Annotated in this window: 20 protein-coding genes and 1 pseudogene; 7 read left to right on the forward strand and 14 right to left on the reverse strand. The window is 73.0% G+C overall.

Annotated features, from left to right (window positions below):
• Nucleotides 1-31: 31 nt before the first annotated feature.
• The gene (hmgA, locus tag LWC35_RS15205; RefSeq protein WP_232870777.1) at nucleotides 32-1,363 is read right to left on the reverse strand and encodes a homogentisate 1,2-dioxygenase; all 1,332 of its coding nucleotides are present in this window, start codon (nucleotides 1,361-1,363) and stop codon (nucleotides 32-34) included.
• A gap of 225 nt (nucleotides 1,364-1,588) precedes the next feature.
• Between hmgA and LWC35_RS15210 the strand changes: the two genes are divergently transcribed.
• Complete coding sequence (locus LWC35_RS15210; protein WP_232870778.1) at nucleotides 1,589-3,166, forward strand: Na+/H+ antiporter; 1,578 nt, start codon at nucleotides 1,589-1,591, stop codon at nucleotides 3,164-3,166.
• Between the two features lie 653 nt (nucleotides 3,167-3,819).
• On the forward strand, nucleotides 3,820-4,296 hold the full coding sequence (locus LWC35_RS15215) for a GNAT family N-acetyltransferase (RefSeq protein ID WP_232870779.1): 477 nt from the start codon (nucleotides 3,820-3,822) through the stop codon (nucleotides 4,294-4,296).
• 195 nt (nucleotides 4,297-4,491) lie between these two features.
• On the opposite strand, the gene LWC35_RS15220 is transcribed toward LWC35_RS15215, so the two are convergent.
• From LWC35_RS15220 to LWC35_RS15240, 5 genes are all read right to left on the reverse strand, one after another.
• The gene (locus LWC35_RS15220) at nucleotides 4,492-5,394 is read right to left on the reverse strand and encodes an NAD(P)-dependent oxidoreductase (protein ID WP_232870780.1); all 903 of its coding nucleotides are present in this window, start codon (nucleotides 5,392-5,394) and stop codon (nucleotides 4,492-4,494) included.
• Between the two features lie 14 nt (nucleotides 5,395-5,408).
• Entirely contained in the window at nucleotides 5,409-5,624 is a 216-nt protein-coding gene (locus LWC35_RS15225; protein WP_232870781.1) for a carboxymuconolactone decarboxylase family protein, read from the reverse strand.
• 49 nt (nucleotides 5,625-5,673) lie between these two features.
• Nucleotides 5,674-6,066: a cupin domain-containing protein gene (locus tag LWC35_RS15230; RefSeq protein WP_232870782.1), complete on the reverse strand. Its 393-nt coding sequence runs from the start codon at nucleotides 6,064-6,066 to the stop codon at nucleotides 5,674-5,676.
• Nucleotides 6,067-6,092: 26 nt separating this feature from the next.
• The gene (locus tag LWC35_RS15235; RefSeq protein WP_232870783.1) at nucleotides 6,093-7,451 is read right to left on the reverse strand and encodes an MFS transporter; all 1,359 of its coding nucleotides are present in this window, start codon (nucleotides 7,449-7,451) and stop codon (nucleotides 6,093-6,095) included.
• A 66-nt stretch (nucleotides 7,452-7,517) separates the two neighbouring features.
• Nucleotides 7,518-8,762 (reverse strand): alpha/beta fold hydrolase, encoded by a 1,245-nt coding sequence (locus LWC35_RS15240; protein ID WP_232870784.1) that lies wholly within the window; start codon nucleotides 8,760-8,762, stop codon nucleotides 7,518-7,520.
• A 98-nt stretch (nucleotides 8,763-8,860) separates the two neighbouring features.
• Between LWC35_RS15240 and LWC35_RS15245 the strand changes: the two genes are divergently transcribed.
• The gene (locus LWC35_RS15245; RefSeq protein ID WP_232870785.1) at nucleotides 8,861-9,763 is read left to right on the forward strand and encodes a LysR family transcriptional regulator; all 903 of its coding nucleotides are present in this window, start codon (nucleotides 8,861-8,863) and stop codon (nucleotides 9,761-9,763) included.
• 23 nt (nucleotides 9,764-9,786) lie between these two features.
• Here LWC35_RS15245 and LWC35_RS15250 read toward each other — a convergent pair whose 3' ends face one another.
• Nucleotides 9,787-10,674: a LysR family transcriptional regulator gene (locus LWC35_RS15250; protein WP_232870786.1), complete on the reverse strand. Its 888-nt coding sequence runs from the start codon at nucleotides 10,672-10,674 to the stop codon at nucleotides 9,787-9,789.
• A gap of 390 nt (nucleotides 10,675-11,064) precedes the next feature.
• On the opposite strand from LWC35_RS15250, the gene LWC35_RS15255 reads away from it, so the two are divergent.
• The gene (locus tag LWC35_RS15255; protein WP_232870819.1) at nucleotides 11,065-12,258 is read left to right on the forward strand and encodes a CaiB/BaiF CoA transferase family protein; all 1,194 of its coding nucleotides are present in this window, start codon (nucleotides 11,065-11,067) and stop codon (nucleotides 12,256-12,258) included.
• Nucleotides 12,259-12,366: 108 nt separating this feature from the next.
• Nucleotides 12,367-12,765 (forward strand): annotated as a pseudogene (locus LWC35_RS15260) (acyl-CoA dehydrogenase family protein); the annotation flags it as partial.
• 98 nt (nucleotides 12,766-12,863) lie between these two features.
• On the opposite strand, the gene LWC35_RS15265 reads toward LWC35_RS15260, so the two are convergent.
• Nucleotides 12,864-13,706, reverse strand: a complete 843-nt coding sequence (locus tag LWC35_RS15265; protein ID WP_232870787.1) for a helix-turn-helix transcriptional regulator — start codon at nucleotides 13,704-13,706, stop codon at nucleotides 12,864-12,866.
• A gap of 223 nt (nucleotides 13,707-13,929) precedes the next feature.
• Here LWC35_RS15265 and LWC35_RS15270 point away from each other — a divergent pair, with 223 nt between their 5' ends.
• The gene (locus LWC35_RS15270; RefSeq protein WP_232870788.1) at nucleotides 13,930-14,874 is read left to right on the forward strand and encodes an SDR family oxidoreductase; all 945 of its coding nucleotides are present in this window, start codon (nucleotides 13,930-13,932) and stop codon (nucleotides 14,872-14,874) included.
• 239 nt (nucleotides 14,875-15,113) lie between these two features.
• Here LWC35_RS15270 and LWC35_RS15275 read toward each other — a convergent pair whose 3' ends face one another.
• Together LWC35_RS15275 and LWC35_RS15280 are read right to left on the reverse strand one after the other, a co-directional pair.
• Nucleotides 15,114-15,806 carry an SDR family NAD(P)-dependent oxidoreductase gene (locus LWC35_RS15275; RefSeq protein WP_232870789.1) on the reverse strand — a complete coding sequence of 231 codons (693 nt, stop codon included), beginning with the start codon at nucleotides 15,804-15,806 and terminating at the stop codon, nucleotides 15,114-15,116.
• Between the two features lie 97 nt (nucleotides 15,807-15,903).
• Nucleotides 15,904-16,950 (reverse strand): alpha/beta fold hydrolase, encoded by a 1,047-nt coding sequence (locus LWC35_RS15280; RefSeq protein WP_232870790.1) that lies wholly within the window; start codon nucleotides 16,948-16,950, stop codon nucleotides 15,904-15,906.
• Nucleotides 16,951-17,069: 119 nt separating this feature from the next.
• On the opposite strand from LWC35_RS15280, the gene LWC35_RS15285 reads away from it, so the two are divergent.
• A complete protein-coding gene (locus LWC35_RS15285) occupies nucleotides 17,070-17,684 on the forward strand; it encodes a cyclodeaminase/cyclohydrolase family protein (RefSeq protein ID WP_232870791.1) in 615 nt (204 codons plus the stop codon).
• Between the two features lie 3 nt (nucleotides 17,685-17,687).
• On the opposite strand, the gene LWC35_RS15290 is transcribed toward LWC35_RS15285, so the two are convergent.
• From LWC35_RS15290 to LWC35_RS15305, 4 genes are read right to left on the reverse strand one after another with little or no spacing between them, the layout of a single operon-like run.
• On the reverse strand, nucleotides 17,688-19,394 hold the full coding sequence (locus LWC35_RS15290) for a formate--tetrahydrofolate ligase (RefSeq protein WP_232870792.1): 1,707 nt from the start codon (nucleotides 19,392-19,394) through the stop codon (nucleotides 17,688-17,690).
• A 29-nt stretch (nucleotides 19,395-19,423) separates the two neighbouring features.
• Nucleotides 19,424-20,338: a methylenetetrahydrofolate reductase gene (locus tag LWC35_RS15295; RefSeq protein WP_232870793.1), complete on the reverse strand. Its 915-nt coding sequence runs from the start codon at nucleotides 20,336-20,338 to the stop codon at nucleotides 19,424-19,426.
• A gap of 13 nt (nucleotides 20,339-20,351) precedes the next feature.
• A complete protein-coding gene (locus LWC35_RS15300; protein WP_232870794.1) occupies nucleotides 20,352-21,341 on the reverse strand; it encodes an electron transfer flavoprotein subunit alpha/FixB family protein in 990 nt (329 codons plus the stop codon).
• Nucleotides 21,338-22,108, reverse strand: a complete 771-nt coding sequence (locus tag LWC35_RS15305) for an electron transfer flavoprotein subunit beta/FixA family protein (RefSeq protein WP_232870795.1) — start codon at nucleotides 22,106-22,108, stop codon at nucleotides 21,338-21,340. Before LWC35_RS15305 ends, LWC35_RS15300 begins: the two co-directional genes overlap by 4 nt.
• Nucleotides 22,109-22,110 lie beyond the last annotated feature (2 nt).

The following is a 22,110-nucleotide window of genomic DNA, read 5'->3' on the forward strand; positions in this document are numbered from 1 at the left end:
CGACCGAGCGAGGCGGAGGCGGGGCGAGGGATCAGCCCGTGAAGCCTCGCTCGATCCCTCGCCAGACGCCGTCGTAGTCGGCCTGGCGGTGGACGGCGGCGTGGGCGAAGTCGGGGACGGTGATGGGCCAGCGGGTCTCGAACATGAAGGCGAGGGTGTCGGTGATCTTCTGTGGGGCGAGCTCGGCGCTGCTGGCCTTGCGGTAGGTCTCGGCGTCGGGGCCGTGGGCGCTCCACATGTTGTGCAGGCTGGCGCCGCCGGGGAGGAAGCCTTCGGCCTTCGCGTCGTAGACGCCGTGGACCAGGCCCATGAACTCGCTCATGACATTGCGGTGGTACCAGGGCGGGCGGAAGGTGTCCTCGCCGACGAGCCAGCGCGGGGCGAAGACGACGAAGTCGGCTCCTGCCTGCCCGGGGGTGTCGGTGGGCGAGGTGAGCACCGTGTAGATCGACGGGTCGGGGTGGTCGTAGGAGACCGTGCCGAGCACGTTGAACCGTGCCGTGTCGTACTTGTAGGCCGAGTGGGTGCCGTGCCAGGCGACGACGTCGAGCGGGGAGTGGTCGTAGTCGGCGGCCCAGAGCTGACCGGCGTACTTCTGCACGACCTGGACGGTCTCCTCGCGGTCCTCGTAGGCGGCGACGGGGTAGAGGAAGTCGCGGGGGTTGGCCAGGCCGTTCGCGCCGATCGGGCCGAGCTCGGGCAGCACGAAGGGTTGGCCGTAGTTCTCGCAGACGTAGCCGCGGGCGGGCCCGTCGGGCAGCTCGACGCGGAAGCGGACCCCGCGGCCGATCACGGCGATCTCCCCGGGGGCGGCGTGGAGGCGGCCGTACTCGGTGTGCAGCAGCAGCGCGCCCTGCTGGGGGACGAGCAGGAGCTCGCCGTCGGCGTCGACGAAGTAGCGGTCGGTCATCGAGCGGTCGGCGGCGTAGAGGTGGATCCCGATGCCGGCACGTTGGCGGACGTCGCCGTTGGTGCCGACGGTGTAGAGGCCGTCGACGAAGTCGGTGGGCTGTTGCGGGAGGGGCAGTGGGTCCCAGCGCAACCGGTTGGGGTCGGTGATCCCGGTGGTGTCCGGGGCTGAGCGGAGCAGACCGGTGTCGATGCGGCGGAACGGCGGGTGCGCGGCCGAGGGCCGGATCCGGTAGACCCAGCTGCGCCGGTTGACCGCGCGAGGCTCGGTGAACGCGGTCGCGCTGTGCTGCTCGGCGTAGAGACCGCGCGGGGCCTGTTGCGGGGAGTTGCGCCCGACGGGCAGGGCGCCGGGGACGGCCTCGGAGGCGTGCTCGTTCCCGAAGCCCGACGAGTAGGTCAGCTCGGCTCCGGTACCGCGCGCGGCGGCCGGTGAGGGCAGTGTGCTGGTCATCGACATCCTCCTCCGTCGGTCGAATGTGCGAGTCGGTCCGAGGGTCTCAGAGGTGCGTGCCGGCGTCGACGACGATCTCGGTGCCGGTGGCCGGCCGAAGCCGGGTGACCGCACCGAGGACGGCGACGGCTCCGACGTCGGCGGTGGGGTGTGCGCAGCGGGCTGTTCGCCGCGCGACGGGAGAGCTCGACCGTCCCCGGCGCGCAAACCCGTCAGGATGTGTGCGTGCTGGGACTGGAGATGGCGGTCGTCCTCGGCGTCGCCTTGGTCATGTGCGGTGCGCTGGCGCGCCGCTACCCGATCGCGCCGGCGATCCTGCTGGTGCTCGTGGGTGTGCTCCTCGGTTTCGCGCCACACCTGCGGGAGGCCCAGTTGCCGCCGGAGGTCGTGCTGCTGGTGTTCCTGCCGGTGCTGCTGTACTGGGAGAGCCTGACCACCTCGCTCCGCGAGATCCGCAACAACCTCCGCGTCGTGGTCCTCACCAGCACCGTGCTGGTCTTCGCCACCGCGGCGGCGGTGGCGGCCGTGGCACACGCGATCGGCCTGGCGTGGGGGCCGGCCTGGGTGCTCGGTGCCGCGCTCGCGCCGACGGATGCGACCGCGGTCGGGGTGCTGGCCCGGCGGCTCCCTCGCCGGACCGTGACCGTGCTGCGCGCGGAGAGCCTGGTCAACGACGGCACCGCGCTGGTGATCTACGGCCTCGCGGTCGGGGTCACCGTCGGCGAGGAGTACCTGACGCCGCTGCACGTGAGCGGCCTGCTGGTCCTGGCCTACGGCGGAGGGGTGCTCGCGGGCGCGGTGACGGGGCTGGTGAGCTGGCAGCTGCGCCGCCGGATGGACGATCCGATGCTGGAGAACATCGCGATGCTGGTGACGCCTTTCGCGGCGTTCCTGCTGGCCGAGTCGGTCCACGCCTCCGGCGTGCTGGCGGTCGTCGTGTGCGGGCTGTTCCTCAGCCAGGTGACCCCGCGCATCACCAGCGCGGTCACCCGGCAGACCTCCGTCCCGTTCTGGACGGTCACGACGACGGTGCTCAGCAGCGCCCTGTTCGTGCTCGTCGGTCTCCAGGCCCACACCGCGATCCGCGGGCTCTCCAGCGTCTCGCCCCTGCGCGCGCTGGTCGACGTCCTGCTGGTCACCGCGGTGGTGATCGGGGTGCGCTGGGCGTGGATCTACACCACGCCGTACATCATCCGCGCGCTCGACCGGCGGCCTGTGCAGCGGTTGCGCCGGATCGGGGCCCGGCAGCGCTCCGTCAGCGCCGTGGCCGGGTTCCGCGGCGCCGTCTCGCTCGCCGCGGTGCTCGCCGTGCCGCAGACCCTGGACTCCGGGGCGCCCTTCCCCGACCGCGACCTCATCGTCGTGATCACCTCGGGAGTGATCGTGTTGACCCTGCTTCAGGCACTGCTGCTTCCGCGCGTGGTGCGGTTCGCCCGGCTCCCGGCCGACAACTCCGTCGCGGAGGAACGGCAGTACGCCGAGGTGTCCATCGCCGACGCCGCGATCGACTCGATCGCCGACACCGCGGCCGAGCTGGGCACCGACGAGCGCGTCGTCGCGCGGGTGCGCACCGAGATCGAGAAGCGGCGCACGCTGCTGGCGGCCGACGAGGCCGACGACGACCCGGTGACCCGGCACGACGACCAGTACGCCGGCCTCTGGCTCGCGCTCATCGCCCGTCAGCGCGAGGCGCTCCTCGAGCTGCGTGACGAGCAGCGGATCGACGACATCGTGCTGCGCCAGGTCCAGGCTCGTCTGGACATCGAGGAGGTCCGGTTCTCCCGGGCCAACCCGGGCGACTGAGCGGCGTCCCGACCACCCCGCCACGGCAGGCACGACGGGTCGGCGGTGCAGGGCGGCGGAGGTGAACCGGACGAGGACGACGGTCATCCGCGACGGCTCCCGGCCGCTGGAGACGGGATGATGGAGACGTCGCCGCTGAAGGTTCCTGCCGGTCGGGCCGACGGTCTCGAGCCCCCACGGGTACTCCTCGGCGGGGGAGCTCAGGGGTGCAGGAGGGTCTTGATGGCGCGGCGCTCGTCCATGGTCGCGATAGCCCTCGGCGGCCTCGTCGAGGGGCAGTTCGAGGTCGAAGACCTTCCCGGGGTCGACGGTCCGGTCGTAGACGAGGTCGATCAGGTCGGGCAGGAAGGTTCAGTGGGTTCGGAAGCGCTGCTCGGCCACGGTGATCAGGCTGCGTTCCTCGGGCGTGCGGTCGGTGCGCGGCCGGACCTGCCCGAACAGCACGTCGTCGCTCAGGCGGACAGCTCGGGCGCGACGTCGCGGAACGCCTTCGGCCCGCCGGACGGCTCGCTCTGGTCCTGCTCCTGTGCCGTGTCTGCCATGGGGTCGTTCCTTCCCGGTGGCGTCGGGTTCAGTCCTGCGGCGTTCCCGCGCGACGGCCGTGGCCGGAGATCCGTTGGTCCGCCACGACTCGTCCGACGCTAGGGTCTGCCATGATCACGACACGGCCGGCAGAGCGCCGGGACGTCGACGCAGCCGCGCGTCTGGCGCACGACGCCTATCAGCACTACGCGGCGCGGATCGGCCGACCGCCGGCGCCGATGGAGGCCGACTATGCGGCGGCAGTCGGCGACGGGACGATGTGGGTCGCGGAGGACGACAACGGTCTGCTCGGCTTCATCGTGCTCCTCGACGCCGATGACCACCTCCTGCTCGACAACGTCGCCGTGGACCCGCTCGCCCAGGGGCGGGGAGTCGGCGCGCAACTCCTCGCCTTCGCCGAGGTCGAAGCCTCCCGCCGGGGGTACGACCGGATCAAGCTCTACACGAACGAGGCCATGACGGAGAATCTCGACTACTACCTCCGGAAGGGCTACGTCGAGACCCGTCGTGGCGAGCAGGACGGATATCGCCGGGTCTTCCTCACCAAGACCCTCGGCGGTCGCTCCGAGGAGCGCCCGGAGTCGTAGGGTGTCACCCCTCCCGCGGCTCCTCCCGATCGAGGCGTCCGGCCGGTGTGGCCGCGACGAGGGATGTGCCGCCCGACGACGACGTGAAGTTCGCGCTCCGGCAGGTGAAATCGGGTCTTCGGGAGGAGCCCGAGGTTCCCGGTGTGGTCGTGGTGCCGGTGCGTCAGGACGACGTCGTCTCGTCGGTCTCGCCGTTCACGGCACGTCGCGCCCGGCGGCACGGACCTCGACCCCGGCCCACTCCTCGACGAGCCGGGCGATGCTGGTGAAGTCGGAGTCCGCGCCGAGCTGGTCACGGGCCTGCCGCCACATCTGGTGCACCACCGAACCGACCCAGGTCGGGACCCGGAGGTTCGCGGCCTCCTCGGCGAACAGCCCGAGGTCCTTCTCCATCAACCCGGTGGCGAAGCCGAAGTCGAAGCTCCCGGGCAGGACCGACCGCGGGAACTTGTCCTGGGTCGCGCTGTTGCGGCCCGAGCCGGCGTTGAGGACGTCGAGCATCGTCCGCGGATCCAGACCGGCCTTGGCGCCGACCGCCATCGCCTCCGAGGTGGTCGCCAGTGCCGCAGCGGACAGGTAGTTGTTCACCAGCTTCATCGCCTGCCCGAGGCCCGGCTCCATGCCGACGTGGAAGACCTTCCCGAGGACGGAGAGCACCGGCTGCAGCGCCGCGAAGTCCGCGGCCGGGGCGGACGCCATCACGGCGAGCGTGCCCTTCTCCGCGCCGCTCGTACCCCCGCTCACCGGGGCGTCGATCGCGGTCACGCCGCGGGAGCAGAGCTCCCCGGCGATCCGGCGGGCCGTGCGGGTGCCGGTGGTGGACAGCTCCACCACCCGCCGGACCGCGCCGCCCTGTGCGAGCCCGTCCGGCCCGAGCACGACGTCGAGCACGATCGCGGGCGTCGGCAGGCTGGTGAGCACCACCTCGGCACGGTCCGCGACCTGCTCGGCCGAGCCCGCCGCCGTCGCTCCGAGGGCGACGAGGGCCTCGACCGCCTCGGCGTCGACGTCGTGGACGACGAGGTCGTGCCCGGCGTCGACGAGCCGGGTCGCCATCCGTGATCCCATCCGGCCGAGGCCGACGAACCCGAGTTCCATCTCGCTGCCCTCCGTCAGGGAGTCGGGGCCGGGCGGGCGACGGGTCCGGTCTCGGCCTCGAGGATCGCCTGCCGGGTCTCGAAGCCGTCCGGTGTCGCCGGGAAGCCGCAGTACGCGGCGACCTGCAGGAGGACCTCGCGGATCTCCGCCGTGAGCGCGCCGTCGACGTACTCGTCGCCGACGACCGCGCGGCGGATCCCCATGCCCTGCGCGTAGGTGCTGTCGTTCATGATCCTCCTCGTCGTGGTCGGCGGGGCGGCTCGAGCGCGCGGAGGCGATTCACCACGACGCCGCGCGGAGGGCGCGTTCGTAGTCCTCGTCGGACACCTCGTGCAGCCATTCGGTGGCGCCGAAGGAGTACGCGGTCTGGGTCAGCAGGCTGTCCGGGCCGGCGCCGTGCCAGTGCACTTCGCCGGCCGGTGTCCAGACGCTCTGCCCCGCTCGGATCGGCCCGCCGAGCCCGTCCTCCCTGACGACGAAGCCGCTGCCGTGGGTGGCCAGGATGAGCTGGCCGCCCTCGTGCCGGTGCCAGTAGGTCCGGGCACGCGGGGCGAAGGCCACCAGGTTGACGACGGGGTCGTCGCCGGAGATCGGGTCGGCCCAGACCTCGCCGGTGAACGTCTCGGTGCGGCGGACGCTGGGCTTCCCCGAGCGTCCCGGGATCAAATGCATGCGTGCTCCCTGTTCTTCGGTGGGGATCAGGAGCGTGTCGTCGCGTTGTCCGGTGCGGACGCGGCGATCGGCCCGCGCTGCTCGCTCGGGCCGAGGTCACGCCGGCGCGTCTCCGGCAGCACCCGCCACAGAACGATCGTGCAGACGAGGGCGACGCCCGCCATGTAGACGGCCGGGAGCCCCACCCCGGCGCCCGCGGCGGCGAGCGCGGCGGCGATCAGTGGTCCGGGCCCGGCGATGAGGGCGGCGCCCAGGTTGTAGCCGATGGCGCTGCCGGTGGAGCGCATGTGCGCCGGGAACAGCTCGATGAGCATCACCGTCGTGGTGCTGTTGTGCATGGCCTCGAAGAGGCCGAAGAGCACCAGGCCGAGGACCGCGACGACCGGGTTGCCGGTCGCCATGAGCAGGAACGCGGGCACGGCGAAGAGCGCCAGACCTGCCCCACCGATGAGGGAGACCGGTCGCCGGCCGACCCGGTCGGACAGGGCGCCCATGACGGGGCACAGCGCTGCGTACAGCAGTGCCCCGACGGCGACGACGACCAGCGCCGCGAAGCGGTCCATCTTGACCGTGACCGTCAGGAAGGTCGTCACGTACGTCGCGATGTAGTAGAAGCCGAGCACCGTGATGGCGGAGAGGGCGAAGGAGATCGCGACGCTCCGGCCCTGCGAACGTCCCACCTCCCGGATCGGGGCGTCGGCGATGTCGCCGCGGGCCTTCAGCGCCTGGAAGACCTCGGTGTCCTCGAGCTTCATCCGCAGGTAGAGGCCCACGAGGGTGAGCGGGAACGCGGCGAGGAACGGGATGCGCCAACCCCAGCCGACGATGTCCTCGGGTGCGACGGTGGACTGGATGAGCAGCGCGGAGCCGGCGCCCACCGCGACGGCGAGGGCGGCGGTCATCGGGATGACGCTGGCGGTGACGCCCCGCCGGTTCGACGGCGCGCTCTCCACCAGGAACGCCGCCGAACCGGTCCACTCGCCACCCGCGCTGAAGCCCTGCACGCAGCGCAGCAGAACCAGCAGGACCGGCGCAGCGACACCGATCGCGGCGAAGGGCGGCAGCAGTGCGATGAGGGCGGTCGCCAGGCCCATGAGGACGACGGAGAGCATGAGCGCGAAGCGGCGGCCACGGCGGTCGCCGATGGCGCCGATGACGAACCCGCCCACGGGCCGCATCAGGAACGCGACGCCGTACACCGCGAGGGTCGAGAGCAACGACGCCGTGGGGCTGGAGCTGGGGAAGAAGTTCGCACCGATCGCCGTGGCGAAGAAGCCGTAGATGGCGAAGTCGAACCACTCCATGAAGTTGCCGACGGCGGCGGCGACGAGGCGCCGGCGACGGTCCGGCCCGGCGGTGCCGGTCCGGGTGACGGATGCTGACAAGAGACTCACCACTTCTCTGGGATGGCCTGGGGGCAGCGGCCGGCGGCGGAACCGCCGCCGGGTCGATCAGCGCTCGTACTTGTCGTGCAGCAGCGCGAGGACGGGGAAGAAGTACTCGGCGAAGCTGGCCGGGTCCTCGGACATCGGGAAGTGGCCCTTCCCCTCCATCTCGACCAGCTGCCCGCCCAGGCGCTCGGCCGCCGTCCGGCTCATCTCGGTGGTGGCCGAGTAGTCGTACTCACCGCTGAACACGTAGAGCGGGCAGCGGGCGGTGCCGAGGGAGTCGGCCACCCGGGGCAGGTCCTGCGAGTAGAAGTACGTGTCGCCCTGGTAGATGCCGGGGCCGGACTGCGCGTAGCCCCACAGGGTCTGGGCGGCCGGGCCCGCGGGGCTGGTGGGCGCGATCAGCCCACCCACCCAGCTGGTCAGGAACGACGAGTGGTCGACGTCCGTCCGGTTGGTCCAGTCGACGAACCGCGACGGGTTGCCGAGGCCGCCCTCCAGGGCGCACACGCCGGTGAACCGGTCGCCGTGCTCGGCGGCCAGGTACAGGGCGATGGCGCCGCCCATCGAACAACCGGCGAGCACCGGCCGCTCCAGCCCCAGGCCGTCCATGAACGCCAGCACCGTCGCGGCGTAGGTGGCGGTCGTGAGCCGGTAGGTCTGCCGCTGCCAGTCGGCGGGTGGCTCGGAACGACCGTGCCAGGGCATGTCGAACGCGTAGACGGTCCATCGTGCGGTGAGCTCCGGGTCCTCCAGCAGGTACCGGAACTGCCGCGAGTCCGCGCCTGCGGTGTGCAGGCACACCAGCGGGGGCCCGGTGCCGGCCGACTCGAAGTACAGGCGCTGGCGGCGGCCCTCGACCTCGACCGTGAGGTAGCGCCCGACGACCGGGCTCAGCCCGGCCGCGGGAGCTTCGGGATCCGGGCGGCGCTGCGGGGCCGGGGTCACCGTGTCACGCAGGGCGCCCAGGAGGCGGTCGACGACGAGCGCGGCGCGCGCCCACACCGCCCGGTCGCCCCGCACCGGCGCACCACCCGCGGTCGCGACGAGCGCCTGTGCAGTGGTGAAGCCGCGCGGGCACGGGCTGCTGCAGAACGCCGTCCACTCGGATTCGCCCACCAGGAACTCGAAGTCCCAGGCGTCGTTGATGCCGGTGGCGGGACGGACCTCGACCTCCGACCCGGTGCAGCGCAGTCCGAAGGACAGACCCGGCAGCTCGAACAGCGCGCTCCAGCGGCCGGTGGGCGGGAGGCCCGCGAGCAGGGTGCCGAGGTCGAGGCTGTGCAGGTCGTCGCGGCTGATCGCCATGGGTTCTCCTCGTCGCTGAGTTCGGCGAAAGGTTGCGACACATAGCTGCGACGTGTCCAATAGAGGAATTCTGTCGTATCCATAACTCGGAGTGATGCGTGGAGACCCGCCAACTGCAGCACTTCCTGGCGATCGCCGATGCCGGCACGTTCACGGCGGCGGCCGAGCAGTTGCACATCTCCCAACCCGGCCTGTCCTCGTCGATCCGGGCCCTCGAGCGTTCCCTCGGCACCCGCCTGTTCGTCCGGACCCGCAAGCGGGCGGAGCTGACCGAGGCAGGCCGGGAGCTCTACTCGGGCGCCCGACGCGCCCTGGCCACGCTCGAAGCGCTCGAGAGCCAGGTCCGCCGCGGGCCCGGCGTCACCAAGAGCACGCTGCGGGTCGGGTGCATCCCGTCGTTCGCGGGGCTGGACCTCGCGGCTCTGATCAGCCGGTTCATCGCGCGCAATCCGGATGTCGACGTCGACGTGGTCGTCGGCATGCCCTTGAGGCACTTCGCCGATCTCGCGAACGAGACCATCGAGCTGGCCTTCGTGACGATGCCGCTGGAGCCTCCCGAGGGCATCCGCCTGACTCCGCTGGCCACCTACCCCATGGTGCTCGCCTGTCCCGCGGGCCACCGGCTCGGCAAACAGACCTCCGTCGAACTGGCCGACCTCGCGGACGAGGCGTTCGTCGACTTCGACGTGGACCTGGCGGCGCGTCAGGTCACCGACCAGGCGTTCGCCGCCGCGGACATCACGCGCACCGTCCGCGTGACGTGCAACGAGATCGGTTCCCTGCTGGAACTGGTCGCGCACGGCCTCGGGATCGCGGTCGTCCCGCGTCCGCTCGCGATCGCCACCCGCGTGCCGGTGGCGATGGTGCCGCTGGCGAATGCCTCTCTGGTGTGGACGGTCGCTGCCGCCACCCGCCCGGCCGGGGTGACGACGGAGGCCGGCCAGGCCTTCTGGAACCTCATCGCCGACACCGCCACCCCGGTGAGCCAGAAGCGCGCCTGAGGGGCCGCCGCGTCGGGCTCACCTCACAACGCCGCCCACTCCTGCGCGACCACGAAGTTCCGGAAGCGGCGCACCACCGGTGTCTCGGGCTGGTCCGCCCGCCAGACCAGCCCGAGCACCCGGTGCGCCGCGTCGTCGGTCAGCGGGAGGTAGACCGCGTTGGGGTCGGCCCGGTGCGGCCGAGGCCGGGGTACGACGGTGACGCCGAGCCCCGCTGCGGCGAGGCTCTCCATCGTCGCGATCTCGGCGCTCTCGAACGCGATCTCCGGCTCCACGTCGGCGCGCCCGAGCAGGTCGTCGGTCAGCCTGCGGAGCCCGAAGTCGGGGCCCAGCATGACGAACGGCTCGCCCGCGGCCTCCGCGACCCCGACCCGACCGCGGTCGGCGAGCCGGTGACCGCGGGGGACGACCAGACACAGCTGCTCGGTGTGGATCGTGTGCCACGCCAGCTCCGCGGCGGCCGGCCGCGGGCCGGTGACGGCCAGGTCGACGATGCCGTCCGCGACCAGCGCCTCCAGTTCGTAGGTCGCCGCCTGGGTCAGCGCGAACTGCACCTGCGGCGCCCGGGCGCGGAACCCGCGGATGAGCTCCGGAGCCAGCCAGGTGGCGACCGAGTGCAGGAACCCGAGCCGGACCGTGCCGTGCTCCGGATCCCGCAGGGCCTGGATGTGCTCGGCCGCCGCCCGCAGCTCGAGCAGGCTGCGCCGCGCGTGCCGCAGCAGCACCTCCCCGGACGGGTTGAGCCGCAGGCGCCGGTTGACGCGGTCGAACAGGGGCGCCCCGATCTCGTGCTCCAGTCGTGCCAGGCTGCGCGACAGTGTGGGCTGGGTCGTGTTCAGCCGCTCCGCCGCCTGTGTCATGTGCGGGGTCTCCGCCAGCGCCACGAACCACGCGAGGTCCTCGACGTTCATGCGTCGAGCGTATCGACCTGATGAGAATGTTTCATTTCACGTATTGCCTCTGCTCGGTCACGATTCCCGGGACGTCGCCGAGGTCGACCGACGGAGGAGCAGCATGACCACACCGCACACCGACGGCGCCCTCGCCCGTTCCTGCCGCCGATCCCGGGCCGCCGACGGATGTTCGTGACCGTGCGCCACGAACTCTCCGCCGACGGTCGGCCGGTCGGGGCCGAGGAGCAGGGCGTCGTCCACCGGTCCGAGCCGGAGGGCGCCCCGCCGCGGACCATGACCCGCCCGGACGGCGACGGGCCGGAGCCCGCGGGGGAGTGGCGGCGCAGCCTGGCCCCCCGATCCGTCGCCGACCGCCTCGATCCGCCTCGCCGGAAGGACCCGACCTCGATGACGACCGAGACCTCCCTCCCGCCCCTGCACGGTCTGACCGTGGTGAGCCTCGAGCAGGCCGTGGCCGCGCCGTTCGCCACCCGCCAGCTCGCCGACCTCGGTGCGCGTGTGATCAAGATCGAGCGGCCCGGGGCCGGGGACTTCGCCCGCGGCTACGACGAGGCCGTCCACGGCAACTCCAGCTACTTCGTGTGGCTCAACCGCGGCAAGGAGTCGCTCACCCTCGACCTCAAGTCCGCGGACGGGCGGTCGGTCCTGGGCGAGCTGCTCGACCGCGCCGACGTCCTGGTCCAGAACCTGGGCCCGGGCGCCGCGGGACGGCTGGGCGTCGACGCCGGCTCCCTGGCCCGGACCCATCCCCGCGTCGTCCCGTGCACCGTCTCGGGTTGGGGCACGACCGGGCCCTGGGCCGACCGCAAGGCCTACGACCTGCTCGTGCAGTGCGAGACCGGGCTGCTGTCGATCACCGGGACCTGGGACGAGATGGCCAAGGTCGGGATCTCGGTCGCCGACATCGCCGCGGGCATGTACGCGTACTCGGGCATCCTGACCGCGCTGCTGCGCCGCGCGACCACCGGGCAGGTGTCCGCGGTGGAGGTGTCCCTGTTCGAGGCACTCGCCGAGTGGATGGGCTCGCCCGCCTACTACACCCGCTACGGCGGACGCCAGCCCGCCCGTGCCGGCGCCCAGCACGCGACCATCGCCCCCTACGGCCCGTACGACACCGCGGACGGCAGGCTCCTGCTGGCCGTGCAGAACGACCGCGAGTGGCGCGCGCTGTGCGCGGTGGTGCTCGCCGATGCCGCCGTCGCGACCGACCCCCGCTTCGCCTCCAACTCCGCGCGCGTCGCCCACCGCGAGGAACTCAACGAACTGATCGGCGGCCGGCTCGCGACGCTGCCGACCGCGGCTGCCGGGACGCTGCTCGACGAGGCCGGCGTGGCCAACGCCCGCATCAACCGCATCGAGGAGTTCCTCGACCACCCGGTGCTCGCCGGACGCGAGCGCTGGCACGAGGTCGCCGTGCCCGGCGGCACGGTCGCCGCGCTGCGGCCCCCGGCCGACCTCGCCGGCGTCGAGCCGGTGATGGGCGCGGTCCCCGCGCTGGGCGAGCACACCGACGCCATCCTGCGCGAGCTCGGCCGCACCGACGCCGACCTCGCCGACCTGCGCGACCGTGCCGTCGTCTGAGCCGTCCTCCGTGCCGTCGTCCGAGCGGTCGTCCGAGCTTCCCGAACCCCCGAGAGGACCCACATGAGCACGTTGAGCAGCGAGGAACGCGACGTGGTCGCCACCGTGCGCTCCGAGCTGATCGCGCTGCTGTGCAAGACCGACCCGAAGGCCGAGCCCAAGCACCGCGGCATCTCGGTGCTGCTGGTCGAGCACGGCCCCGGGCTCACGGTGTCCGAGGAGCTGCCCAAGCTGGGCTACAAGGGCGTCGAGTCCTGCGAGCTGATCTTCGACGACATGCGCGTGCCGACCGACGCGGTGCTCGGGGAGGCCGGGATGGCCAAGCTGTTCGCCTCCGAGACCGCGATGGAGATCGCACTGAACGCGGTGCGGATCCACGGCGGGTACGGCTACTCCACCGAGTTCGACGTGGAGCGCTGCTTCCGCGACGCGCCGCTGATGATCGTGAGCGAGGGCACGAACGAGATCCAGCGCAACGTGATCGCCGCACAGCTGGTCGAGCGGGGTGCTCGACTGATGCCCGGTGACGGGCGCGGTCCGCCGCTGCTGTTCTGCGACCGGGTGGCCGGCCGCGATGGGGCGCCGGCACCGAGCCCGGCTCGCGGCTAGGGGAGCGACTGCGCGCCGATCACGGAGAGGAGCTGCAGCTTCTCGTAGCTCTCGGTGCCGGGAACGGCCGTGTAGACCAGCAACGAATGGGACTGGTCAGGGTCGATCAGCCGCTGGCAGTGGAGCTCCAGCCGGCCGAGCTCGGGATGGACGTAGCGTTTGACCTCCCGCGGACGGATCCCCACCTCGTGGTCGTCCCAGATGCGCCGGAACTCCTCGCTGCGTGCGAGGAGCAGGTCGGCGAGCTCTGCCGCCCGGGATTCCCGGCCTCGGAGGGCGACGACCTCGCGCAGCCCCCCGGCGAACATCCGCGACAGGAACGCGTGGTCTTCCGGCGCGTGGAGCCGCCGGGACGACGGATCGGTGAACCAGCGGTAGCCGCTGCTGCGGGCGGGACCGGTGAAGCGGGTCGTGTCGCCGGTGAGCGCGACGCCCAGCGGGCTCTGGCGCAGCGTCTCGCCGAGTTCGGTGGTGATCTCCGCGGGCGTGTCGTCGAGCCGGTCGAGCACCCGCAGGAGGCCGGGGCTGACGTGCTCCCCGGCCGCGCCGCGGGTGGGCGGGTGGTGCCCGGCGAGCCGGAAGAGGTGGTCGCGCTCGTCGAGGGACAGGTGGAGCCCCTGCGCGATCGAGGCGATCATCTGCTCCGAGGGCTGCGGCCCGCGCTCACGCTCGATCCGCGCGTAGTAGTCGGTCGACATGTGACACAGCGAGGCCACCTCCTCGCGGCGAAGGCCGCTGGTGCGGCGGCGTCTCCCGCGTGCGAGGCCGACGTCCTCGGGCTGCAGCGACTCGCGACGGCGCCGCAGGAACTCCGCCAGCCCGCTCCGGTCGATCACCATCCGCTGCCTCTCCCCGTCGTCGTGCTGTTTCTACCGTCCCGGCGATGCGCTCAGCCACGGCCTGTCGATCCCCCCGTCCCGGCCGAGGACGGCCCCGCGAGCCACGGTTCGACAGGCCGTGGCTATCGCGTCCGCGACCTCGGAATCCTGGTGGGGTCACCTCGACACAGGGCCGCACGCCGCGAAAGCGGGGGCGGCCGCACCGACCGAAGGAGTCCGGAGCATGCCCCGTCGCCGCCCCGACATCGCCGTCCCCGACCTCTCCGGCAGGCGTGTCGTCCTCACCGGAGGCAGCGACGGGGTCGGCCTCGGTCTGGCCGTGCGGCTCGCCGCGGCCGGCGCCGAGCTGATCCTGCCGGTCCGCAACCCCCGCAAGGGCGAAGCGGCGCTGGCGAGGATCCGCGCGCAGGCTCCCGGCGCGCACGTCTCGCTGCGCGAACTGGACCTGTCCTCGCTCGGCTCCGTCGCCGCCCTCGGGGAGACCCTCCGCGGCGAGGACCGGCCGATCCACGTGCTGATCAACAACGCCGGCGTCATGACCCCACCGGACCGGCAGACCACGGCCGACGGGTTCGAGCTGCAGTTCGGCACCAACCACCTCGGGCACTTCGCGCTCGTCGCGCACCTGCTGCCCCTGCTCCGCGCGGGCCGCGGACGCGTGACGTCGCAGGTCAGCGTGGCTGCGGCCCGGGGCGCGATCCACTGGCCGGACCTGAACTGGGAACGCGCCTACGACGGCCGGCGCGCCTACGGCCAGTCGAAGATCGCCCTCGGGCTCTTCGGGCTCGAGCTCGACCGGCGCAGCCGGGCCCTCGGCTGGGGCATCACCAGCAACCTCGCCCACCCCGGCGTGGCGCCCACCAACCTGCTCGGCGCCCGGCCCGAGATCGGGCGCGCCGGCGAGACCGCAGGCCGCAGGTTCATCGGCGCCCTCTCGGCCCGCGGCATCCTCCTCGGGACGGCGGACAGCGCCGGCCTGCCCGCCCTCCACGCCGCCACCTCGCCCGGCGCCGAGCGCGGGCGGCTCTACGGCCCGAGCGGGCCCGGGCACCTCGGCGGCCCGCCTGCGCAACAGAAGCTCTACACCCCGTTGCGCGACACCGACGCAGCCACGCGCCTCTGGGAGATCTCCGAGGAACTCGCGAAGGTCACCGTCGCCGGCGCGTGAAAGGAGCTCCGCCGCCTCCGGCCGCTCCGGCCAAGGCCGAACGTTCTCTCTGGCACCGTCGACCCCATGGGGCGCACTGCCGGTGAGCGGCCGTCCGCGGCGCGTTCGCGGCTGCTCGGCACAGCGAGCCGGATCTTCTACGCCGAGGGACTGCACACCTCGACGGCGTCGCGGGGCCGCTGTGGTCCCGCACCGTCCCGGGGGCGCCACGAGGCTGAGCCTCGCACCGGGGCCGGTCCCTAGGCGTTCCCGTAGACCGGGATCCGGGCCCCGCTGATCGGGGCCGCGTCCGGGCCGGCGAGGAAGGAGATCACCCGGGCGATCGCTTCCGGGCTGACGGCGCGGGCGGCGAGGTCCGGTGACATCCAGGTGCGGTTGGCCGGGGTGTCGATCACCGACGGCAGCACGGCGTTGACCCGGATCCCCTGGGGGCGGAGCTCCTCGGCGAGGAGCTCGGTCATCCGCACCACCGCCGCCTTGCTCGTGGCGTGGGCGACCGGGGCGGCACCGCTCACGGCCGTCTTGGAGCCCACGGTGACGATGGCGCCCCCGCCTGCCGCGCCGAACCGGGCCGCCGCCTCCCGGGCGCACCACACCAGCGAGGCGACGTTGGACTGCCACATGGCGTCCCACACGTCCTCGGTGAGGTCGGCGAGCGAGCTGGGCCGGAACCCGCCGGCGAGTGCCACCAGGACCTGCGGGGTCCCGATCGAGTCGATCGTCTTCCAGGCCGTCGCCACGTCCTCGGACCGGGACAGCTGCGCCGCCACCGGGTGGACCCCGTCCTGGCGGCCGACCTCGTCGAGAGGGTCGCCCGGCCGGTCCAGGGCCACCACCTCGGCCCCCTCGCGGAGGAACTCGGCGACGACGGCCCGGCCCAGCGCCCCGGCGGCGCCGGTCACGACGACGAGCCGGCCTGGCGTGCTTCCCATCGGTCGCCCCTCCTGCTGGGTCTCGGACCTCGTGCGCGAGGAGTCTCCCAGAAGACGAGGACGCCGTGGGTGGTCTGCGGCGGGAGCGCGGCCGGGATCAGTCGACGTGCTCCTTGAGCAGGTCGCCGATGCACCTGTCGATCTGCTCCCGGTCGCGGTCGTCGATGCAGAACATCGCGAAATGGGCCCACAGCGAGTCCACGACACGGAACTCGCTGTCCGGGATGAGGCGCTGCTCGGCCTCGCAGTCCTCCGGCGGGAAGAACATGTCGCGGGAGAACGGGACGACGTACGTCTTCGCCGTGATCCGCCCCAGCGCGGCGGCCAGGTCCCCGTTCGTGTGGAGGCTGACGTCGCCGTGGCGCCACTTCCACCCCATCCAGATGAGGTTGTTCGGGTCCATGGGCGCGAAGTAGTTCACCCAGAACCGCTGCAGGAAGTCCTCGAGGGAGGTGAAGCCGTAGGCCCGGTAGGCCTCGGAGTTGTAGAACTCCGGGCACAGGCCCATCACCGACCAGGTCTGCGCGTGGCGGCGCAGGCCCACGTGGACGTCGCTCTGGTCCTTGTAGAACCCCCCGTCCCAGGCCGGGTCGGACTTCAGCGCGTCCTCGTGCGAGCGCACGAAGAGGTAGTCGTGCGCGGTGGTCCGGGCCGTGCCGGCGAAGGGGAGCGCTCGCTTGACCATGTCGGGGTACCGGACGGCCCACTCGTAGGTCTGCTCGGCGCCCATCGACCAGCCGAGCACGAGCTCGAGGCGCTCGATCCCGAGGACCTCGGTCACGAGCCGGTGCTGCGCCCGCACGTCGTCGCTGATGGTGACGTGCGGGAAGGCGCCGCCGTCGAACGGCGGCGGCGTGTTGCTCGGCGAGGACGAGAACCCGTTCGCGAACTGGCCCGGGAAGATGACGAAGTACTTCGACGGGTCGAGCGGACGGCCCTCCCCGACGAAGATCTCCATCGACGCCGACGTCCCGGACCACATGTGCGGGAACAGGACGGCGTTGTCCTTCGCCTCGTTCAGGGTGCCCCGCGTCTTGTACGCGAGCTTGGCGTTCGGGAGGGTGATCCCCCCGGCCAGCTCGAAGTCGCCGAGGTCGAGGTACTCGTGCGGGCCGTGGATCTCCTCCGAGTAGTAGTTGCCCATGGTTCTGCACTCCCTCCGGACGACCAGCAGTGACGGCGGTCACAGGTTCCCGCCGCCGACGGCCGGGAGGGACCGCCATCCATCGCAATGCCCGCGGTCGACCGCGTTAGCGTGGCGCGGTGCGGAGCTGGAGCATCGACGCGTACCTCGCACGCCTGGCGGCCCGGGACCCGACGCCCGCCGGCGCCGCCGTCGCCGCGCTCGACCTGGCCCAGGCCGCCGCGCTGCTGGTCATGGTGGCCCGGTTCCGCGTCGACCGGGACCAGCCGGTGGGCGACGTCGCGCGGGCCGTGCTCGCCCGGGCGGAGGAGCTGCAGCAGGCGGCGCTGCACCTGGCGGAGGCCGACCTCGGGGCCGTCGGCGAGGTCGCCGCGGCCTACGCGCTGCCCCGCGCCACCGAGGCCGAGCGGGCGCGGCGGGCCGACGCGATCGCCGACGCGCTCCTCGTCGCGGCGGGTCCGCCGGCCGAGCTGGTCGGGGTCGGCGCGGAGCTGGTCGGGCTGTGCGAGCGGATGGCCGGGGTCGCGAGCGGTGCCCTCCTCGGCGACGTGGCCGCGGCCGCCGACGCCGCGGCCGCGGCGCTGAGCATCAGCCGCACGAACGTCGAGGCCGACATCGCGCCCCGCCGCGGCGCCGCGGAGGCCGAGCGCCTCGCCGCCGCCGTCGGTCCCGTCGACGACCTCCTCCGGCGGGCCGCCCGCGTCCGCGACGACATCCGCCGTGCCCTCGGGTGACGCTCAGGAGAGGTTGACGATGTTGCCCTCCTGGTCGATGTCCACCAGATGGGCGGCCGGGGTGGCGCCGAGCCCGGGCATGGTGCGCATGTCGCCGCAGATCGGGTAGATGAACCCGGCGCCGACGGAGGCCCGCACCTCGCGGACGGGCAGGCGCCAGCCCGTGGGTGCTCCCTTGAGCGAGGCGTCGGACGACAGCGACAGGTGGGTCTTGGCGATGCACACGGGAAGGCGGCCGTAGCCGTTCGCCTCGTACGTCGCGAGCTGGCGGGCGGCGGCACGGTCGTAGTCCACCCCGGCGGCGCCGTAGACCTTCGTCGCGATGGTCTCGATCTTCTCCTCGAGGCCGGCCGAGTCCGGGTAGAGGAAACGGAACCCGCCGTCCGGCCCGGACGGCTCCTCCGCGGCCTCGGCGACCGCCTCGGCCAGATCCCGGGCCCCTCGTCCGCCTTCGGTGAAGTGCGTGCAGACCGCCACCCGAGCGCCCATCTCCTGCGCGATCTCGGCGATCGCCGCGTGCTCGGAGGGGTGGTCGCCGGGGAAGGCGTTGATCGCGACGACCGGCGACACGCCGTGCAACCGGATGTTCTCGATCTGCTTGCGCAGGTTGGCCCCGCCGATGTGGACCTCGTCCGGGTTCTCGGCGAGGAGCGCCTCCGGCAGCGGCCGGCCGGCGACGATCCGGTGGTGCCCCGAGTGCGCCTTGAGCGCCCGCACCGTCGCCACGACCACCGCGGCATCGGGGGTGAGGCCCGAGGCCCGGCACTTGATGTTGAAGAACCGCTCCGCGCCCATGTCGGCCCCGAACCCGGCTTCGGTGACGAGGAAGTCGCCGCCGTGGATCCCGATGAGGTCGGCCACGACCGACGAGTTCCCGTGGGCGATGTTGCCGAACGGGCCGGCGTGCACGAGCACCGGCGTGTTCTCCAGCGTCTGCATGAGGTTGGGCTTCAGCGCCTCGCGCATGATCACCGTCATGGCGCCGGCGCCGCCGATGTCCTCCGCCGTGACCGGCGTGCCCTGCCGGGTGTAGCCGACGACGATGCGGCCGAACCGCTCGCGCATCTCCTGCAGCGACCGGGCGAGCGCGAAGATCGCCATGACCTCGCTGGCCGCCGTGATGTCGAACCCGGTCTGGCGGGGGATCCCGTCCGTCCCGCTGCCCAGGCCGACGATGATGTTGCGCAGCGCGCGGTCGTTGACGTCGAGCACCCGGCGCCAGGTGATGGCGTGCGGGTCGAGGCCGGTGGCGTTGCCCTGGAAGAGGTGGTTGTCCAGGACGGCCGAGAGCAGGTTGTGCGCCGCGGTCACGGCGTGGAAGTCCCCGGTCAGGTGCAGGTTGAGCACATCCATCGGGATCACCTGGCTGTAGCCGCCGCCGGCCGCCCCGCCCTTGATCCCGAAGGTCGGGCCCATCGACGGCTGCCGGATCGCCACCGTGGTCTGGCGCCCCGTCTGGCACAGGGCCTGCCCGAGGCCGACGGTCGTCGTCGTCTTGCCCTCGCCCAGCGGGGTGGGTGTCACGGCGGACACCACGACGTACTTCGCGCGGGGTCGGTCCGCGAGGTCCTCGATCGCGGCGAGTTTGATCTTGGCCACGTGCTCGCCGTACGCCTCGAGCAGGTGCGGCCCGATACCCATGGCGGCGGCCACGTCGTCGAGCGGCTTCAGTGAGGCGGTCTGGGCGATCTGCAGGTCACGCGGAATCATCGACGGTCTCCTCGGTCGTGGCAGGGGCGTCAGGCGGTCACCCGCAGGCAGTCGCGCTCGTCCACCTCGAACCGGCCGTCGCGGATGTCCGCGGCCCAGGCGGCGGTGGGGACGAGCGCGCCGAACGGGAAGAAGTGCACGGCCCGCAGCAGGCTGTGGGGGTCGGCCGCCACGGCGGCGGCGAGGCCGAGCAGGGTCGTGTCGGGCGGGTGGACCGGCGAGGTCGCGAGCCTGAGCACCCCTCCGGCCTGTTGGCGGAGCACCTTGAGGGAGGGCCCCACCCCGCACCTCAGGCCGAACCGGAGCAGGCGGGCGGCCGAGGTGAGGCCGGGCAGGCCGACGTGGACCGGCACGTCGACGCCCGCGGCCCGGATCCGCCGCTCCCACGCGACGATCGGGTCGGCGGCGAAGCAGAACTGGGTGACGAGGTGCAGGTCGAACCCGCGCGCCCGGGCGATGCCGCACTTGGTGACGAGGGCCCGGAACAGCTCGTCGTCGTCGACGTCGGGGTGCCCCTCGGGGTGGCCCACGATGCCGACGCGCCGGATCCCGGCCTCCTCGAGGAGACCGGCGTCGAGGATCTGCGCCGTCTCGCCGAACTCCCCGACCGGGGTCGTCAGGGACCCGGCCAGGAGCAGGACGTCCTCGACACCGACCGCGGCGAGATCGGCCAGCATGCGCCGGAGCGCGGGCCGGTCGGGCACCGCACGGGCCGCGAGGTGGGGCACCGGGCGCATCCCGGCCTCGCGGACGGCGCGGGCGACCGCCACCGTCTCGCTCCACGGGTGGTGCGGCAGGAAGGTGAGGTAGACGGCCGTCCCGGCCGCCAGGTGCTCGGTCAGCGGCGGGAGCGCCGCCGCCTCGCGGGGCGTGATCTCCACGCTGAACGGGGACATCAGCCTGCGCACGGCGGTGCTCAGCTCGGCGTAGGTCGGTGTCGGCATCGCGCGGTTCCCTTCAGCCTCGACGTCGTCGGATCTCGGCGTTGATCGCGGGGACGACCTCGTGCATGTCCCCGATCACGGCATAGGTCGCCTTGGTGACCATCGGCGCGTTCTCGTCGGTGTTGACGGCCAGGATCGTCTTCGAGCTCGCGCAGCCGGCCCAGTGCTGGATCGCCCCGCTGATGCCGCAGGCGATGTAGAGGTCGGGGGAGATCCGGCTCCCGGTCTGGCCGATCTGCTCGTGGTGGGGGCGCCAGCCCATGCTCGTCACCACGCGGGAGACGCCGAGCGCCCCGCCGAGCAGCTCCGCGAGCTCGGCGACGTCCCCGAAGCCGGCCGCGCCGCCGGCCCCGCGCCCGGCGCCCACCACGACCCGGGCCGAGGTGAGCGCACCGGACAGGTCCGGCTCGGCGGGCTCGGTCGACACGACGCGCGTCACCAGGTCCGCCTCCGCGACCTCCGGGGAGAACTCGGTGACCGTCGCGGACACGGGCGGGACCTGCTCCGCCTCGACGGCGTGACCGGCGACCGTGAGCACCGCGGGGCGCCGGGGGAGGAGCATCTCCTCGAGCGCCGCCCCGCCCATCACCTGGCGGACGACCCGAAGCGCCCCGCCGTCGTCCCCGCCGTCGTCCTCCCCCAGACCGACGACGTTGGCCGCCATCGGCACGTCGAGGCGCGCGGCCAGATGGGCCATGACCTCGAGACCGCGCGGCGTCCCGGGGGCGACGACGGCATCGGCGTCCGCAGCCGCCACCACGGCCTGCACCGCGGCCGCCCAGACGGCCCCGCCGTAGGCCGAGAAGGCGTCGCCGGTGGCGTGGTGCACCTCGACGACGCCGTGGCCGGCGAGCTGGTCGACCAGCCCGTCCGGGAGCGGACCGACCACCAGGGCGTGCACCGGGCCCAGCGTCCGCTTCGCGAGGGCGCGCGCGAACGTGACGGCCTCCAGCGAGACCTCGGTCGCCCCGCCCGCGTCGGTCTGGACCACCGTGAGGATCATCGGGTCACCCCCAGTCGCTGCAGCAGGTCGACCACCGACGGTGCGGCGTCCGGGCCGCTGCCGAGCACCTCGACGGTGCTCGGCTGGGCGGGCGGCAGCGTGAGCCGCACGCGGCCCGCGCCGCGCGGCTCGTGCCGCGGCGCCACGGTCTCGATCGGGATCTTCTTCGCCTTCATCCGCCCGACGACCGACGGGTAGCGCGGCTCGACGCCGCCCTCGAGCACGGTGACGACCGCGGGCAGCGGCACCGCGAAGGTCTCGACGCCGTCCGGCCCGTCGCCGCGTGCCGTCACCACCCCGCCGTCGACCTCGACCGTGCGCACCCCGTTGACCACCGGCCGGCCCAGCGCGTACGCGAGCCGGACGCCGACCTGGAAGTCACCGGTGTCGGCGGCGTCGTTGCCGAGCAGGACCAGGTCGTGGGTGCGGCCCTCCGCCGCGTGCGTCTCCACGACGGCGGCGATCTCCCGGACCACGTCCGCCGGCCCGAACCCGAGCGGGTCGGCGTCGATGTGCACCGCCGCGGCGCAGCCGACGGCCAGAGCGGCACGGAGCTGCTCGACCGCCGCCTCGGGCCCCAGGGTGAGCACGGTCGCGGTGCCGCCGGTGGCCGCGGCGATGCGCACGGCCAGCTCGACGGCGCAGTTCTCGTGCGCGCTCACGGTGAAGCCGACGAAGCGGGCGTCGATCGCCTGCGCGTCGGGGGTCAGCAACACCTCGCCCGCGACGTCGGGCACCCGCTTGATGCAGACCAGCACGTCGGTCACGG

Source organism: Pseudonocardia kujensis (assembly GCF_021283305.1).
Lineage (GTDB): Bacteria > Actinomycetota > Actinomycetes > Mycobacteriales > Pseudonocardiaceae > Pseudonocardia > Pseudonocardia kujensis.

Coding starts and splice junctions, on each gene's coding strand:
- LWC35_RS15275 (WP_232870789.1), bottom strand. CDS start 15,806: ATGGGAAGCACGCCAGGCCGGCTCGTCGTCGTGACCGGCGCCGCCGGG.
- LWC35_RS15280 (WP_232870790.1), bottom strand. CDS start 16,950: ATGGGCAACTACTACTCGGAGGAGATCCACGGCCCGCACGAGTACCTC.
- LWC35_RS15240 (WP_232870784.1), bottom strand. CDS start 8,762: ATGGCGATCAGCCGCGACGACCTGCACAGCCTCGACCTCGGCACCCTG.
- LWC35_RS15250 (WP_232870786.1), bottom strand. CDS start 10,674: ATGAACGTCGAGGACCTCGCGTGGTTCGTGGCGCTGGCGGAGACCCCG.
- hmgA (WP_232870777.1), bottom strand. CDS start 1,363: ATGACCAGCACACTGCCCTCACCGGCCGCCGCGCGCGGTACCGGAGCC.
- LWC35_RS15230 (WP_232870782.1), bottom strand. CDS start 6,066: ATGCATTTGATCCCGGGACGCTCGGGGAAGCCCAGCGTCCGCCGCACC.
- LWC35_RS15215 (WP_232870779.1), top strand. CDS start 3,820: ATGATCACGACACGGCCGGCAGAGCGCCGGGACGTCGACGCAGCCGCG.
- LWC35_RS15225 (WP_232870781.1), bottom strand. CDS start 5,624: ATGAACGACAGCACCTACGCGCAGGGCATGGGGATCCGCCGCGCGGTC.
- LWC35_RS15220 (WP_232870780.1), bottom strand. CDS start 5,394: ATGGAACTCGGGTTCGTCGGCCTCGGCCGGATGGGATCACGGATGGCG.
- LWC35_RS15270 (WP_232870788.1), top strand. CDS start 13,930: ATGCCCCGTCGCCGCCCCGACATCGCCGTCCCCGACCTCTCCGGCAGG.
- LWC35_RS15290 (WP_232870792.1), bottom strand. CDS start 19,394: ATGATTCCGCGTGACCTGCAGATCGCCCAGACCGCCTCACTGAAGCCG.
- LWC35_RS15265 (WP_232870787.1), bottom strand. CDS start 13,706: ATGGTGATCGACCGGAGCGGGCTGGCGGAGTTCCTGCGGCGCCGTCGC.
- LWC35_RS15300 (WP_232870794.1), bottom strand. CDS start 21,341: ATGATCCTCACGGTGGTCCAGACCGACGCGGGCGGGGCGACCGAGGTC.
- LWC35_RS15255 (WP_232870819.1), top strand. CDS start 11,065: ATGACGACCGAGACCTCCCTCCCGCCCCTGCACGGTCTGACCGTGGTG.
- LWC35_RS15295 (WP_232870793.1), bottom strand. CDS start 20,338: ATGCCGACACCGACCTACGCCGAGCTGAGCACCGCCGTGCGCAGGCTG.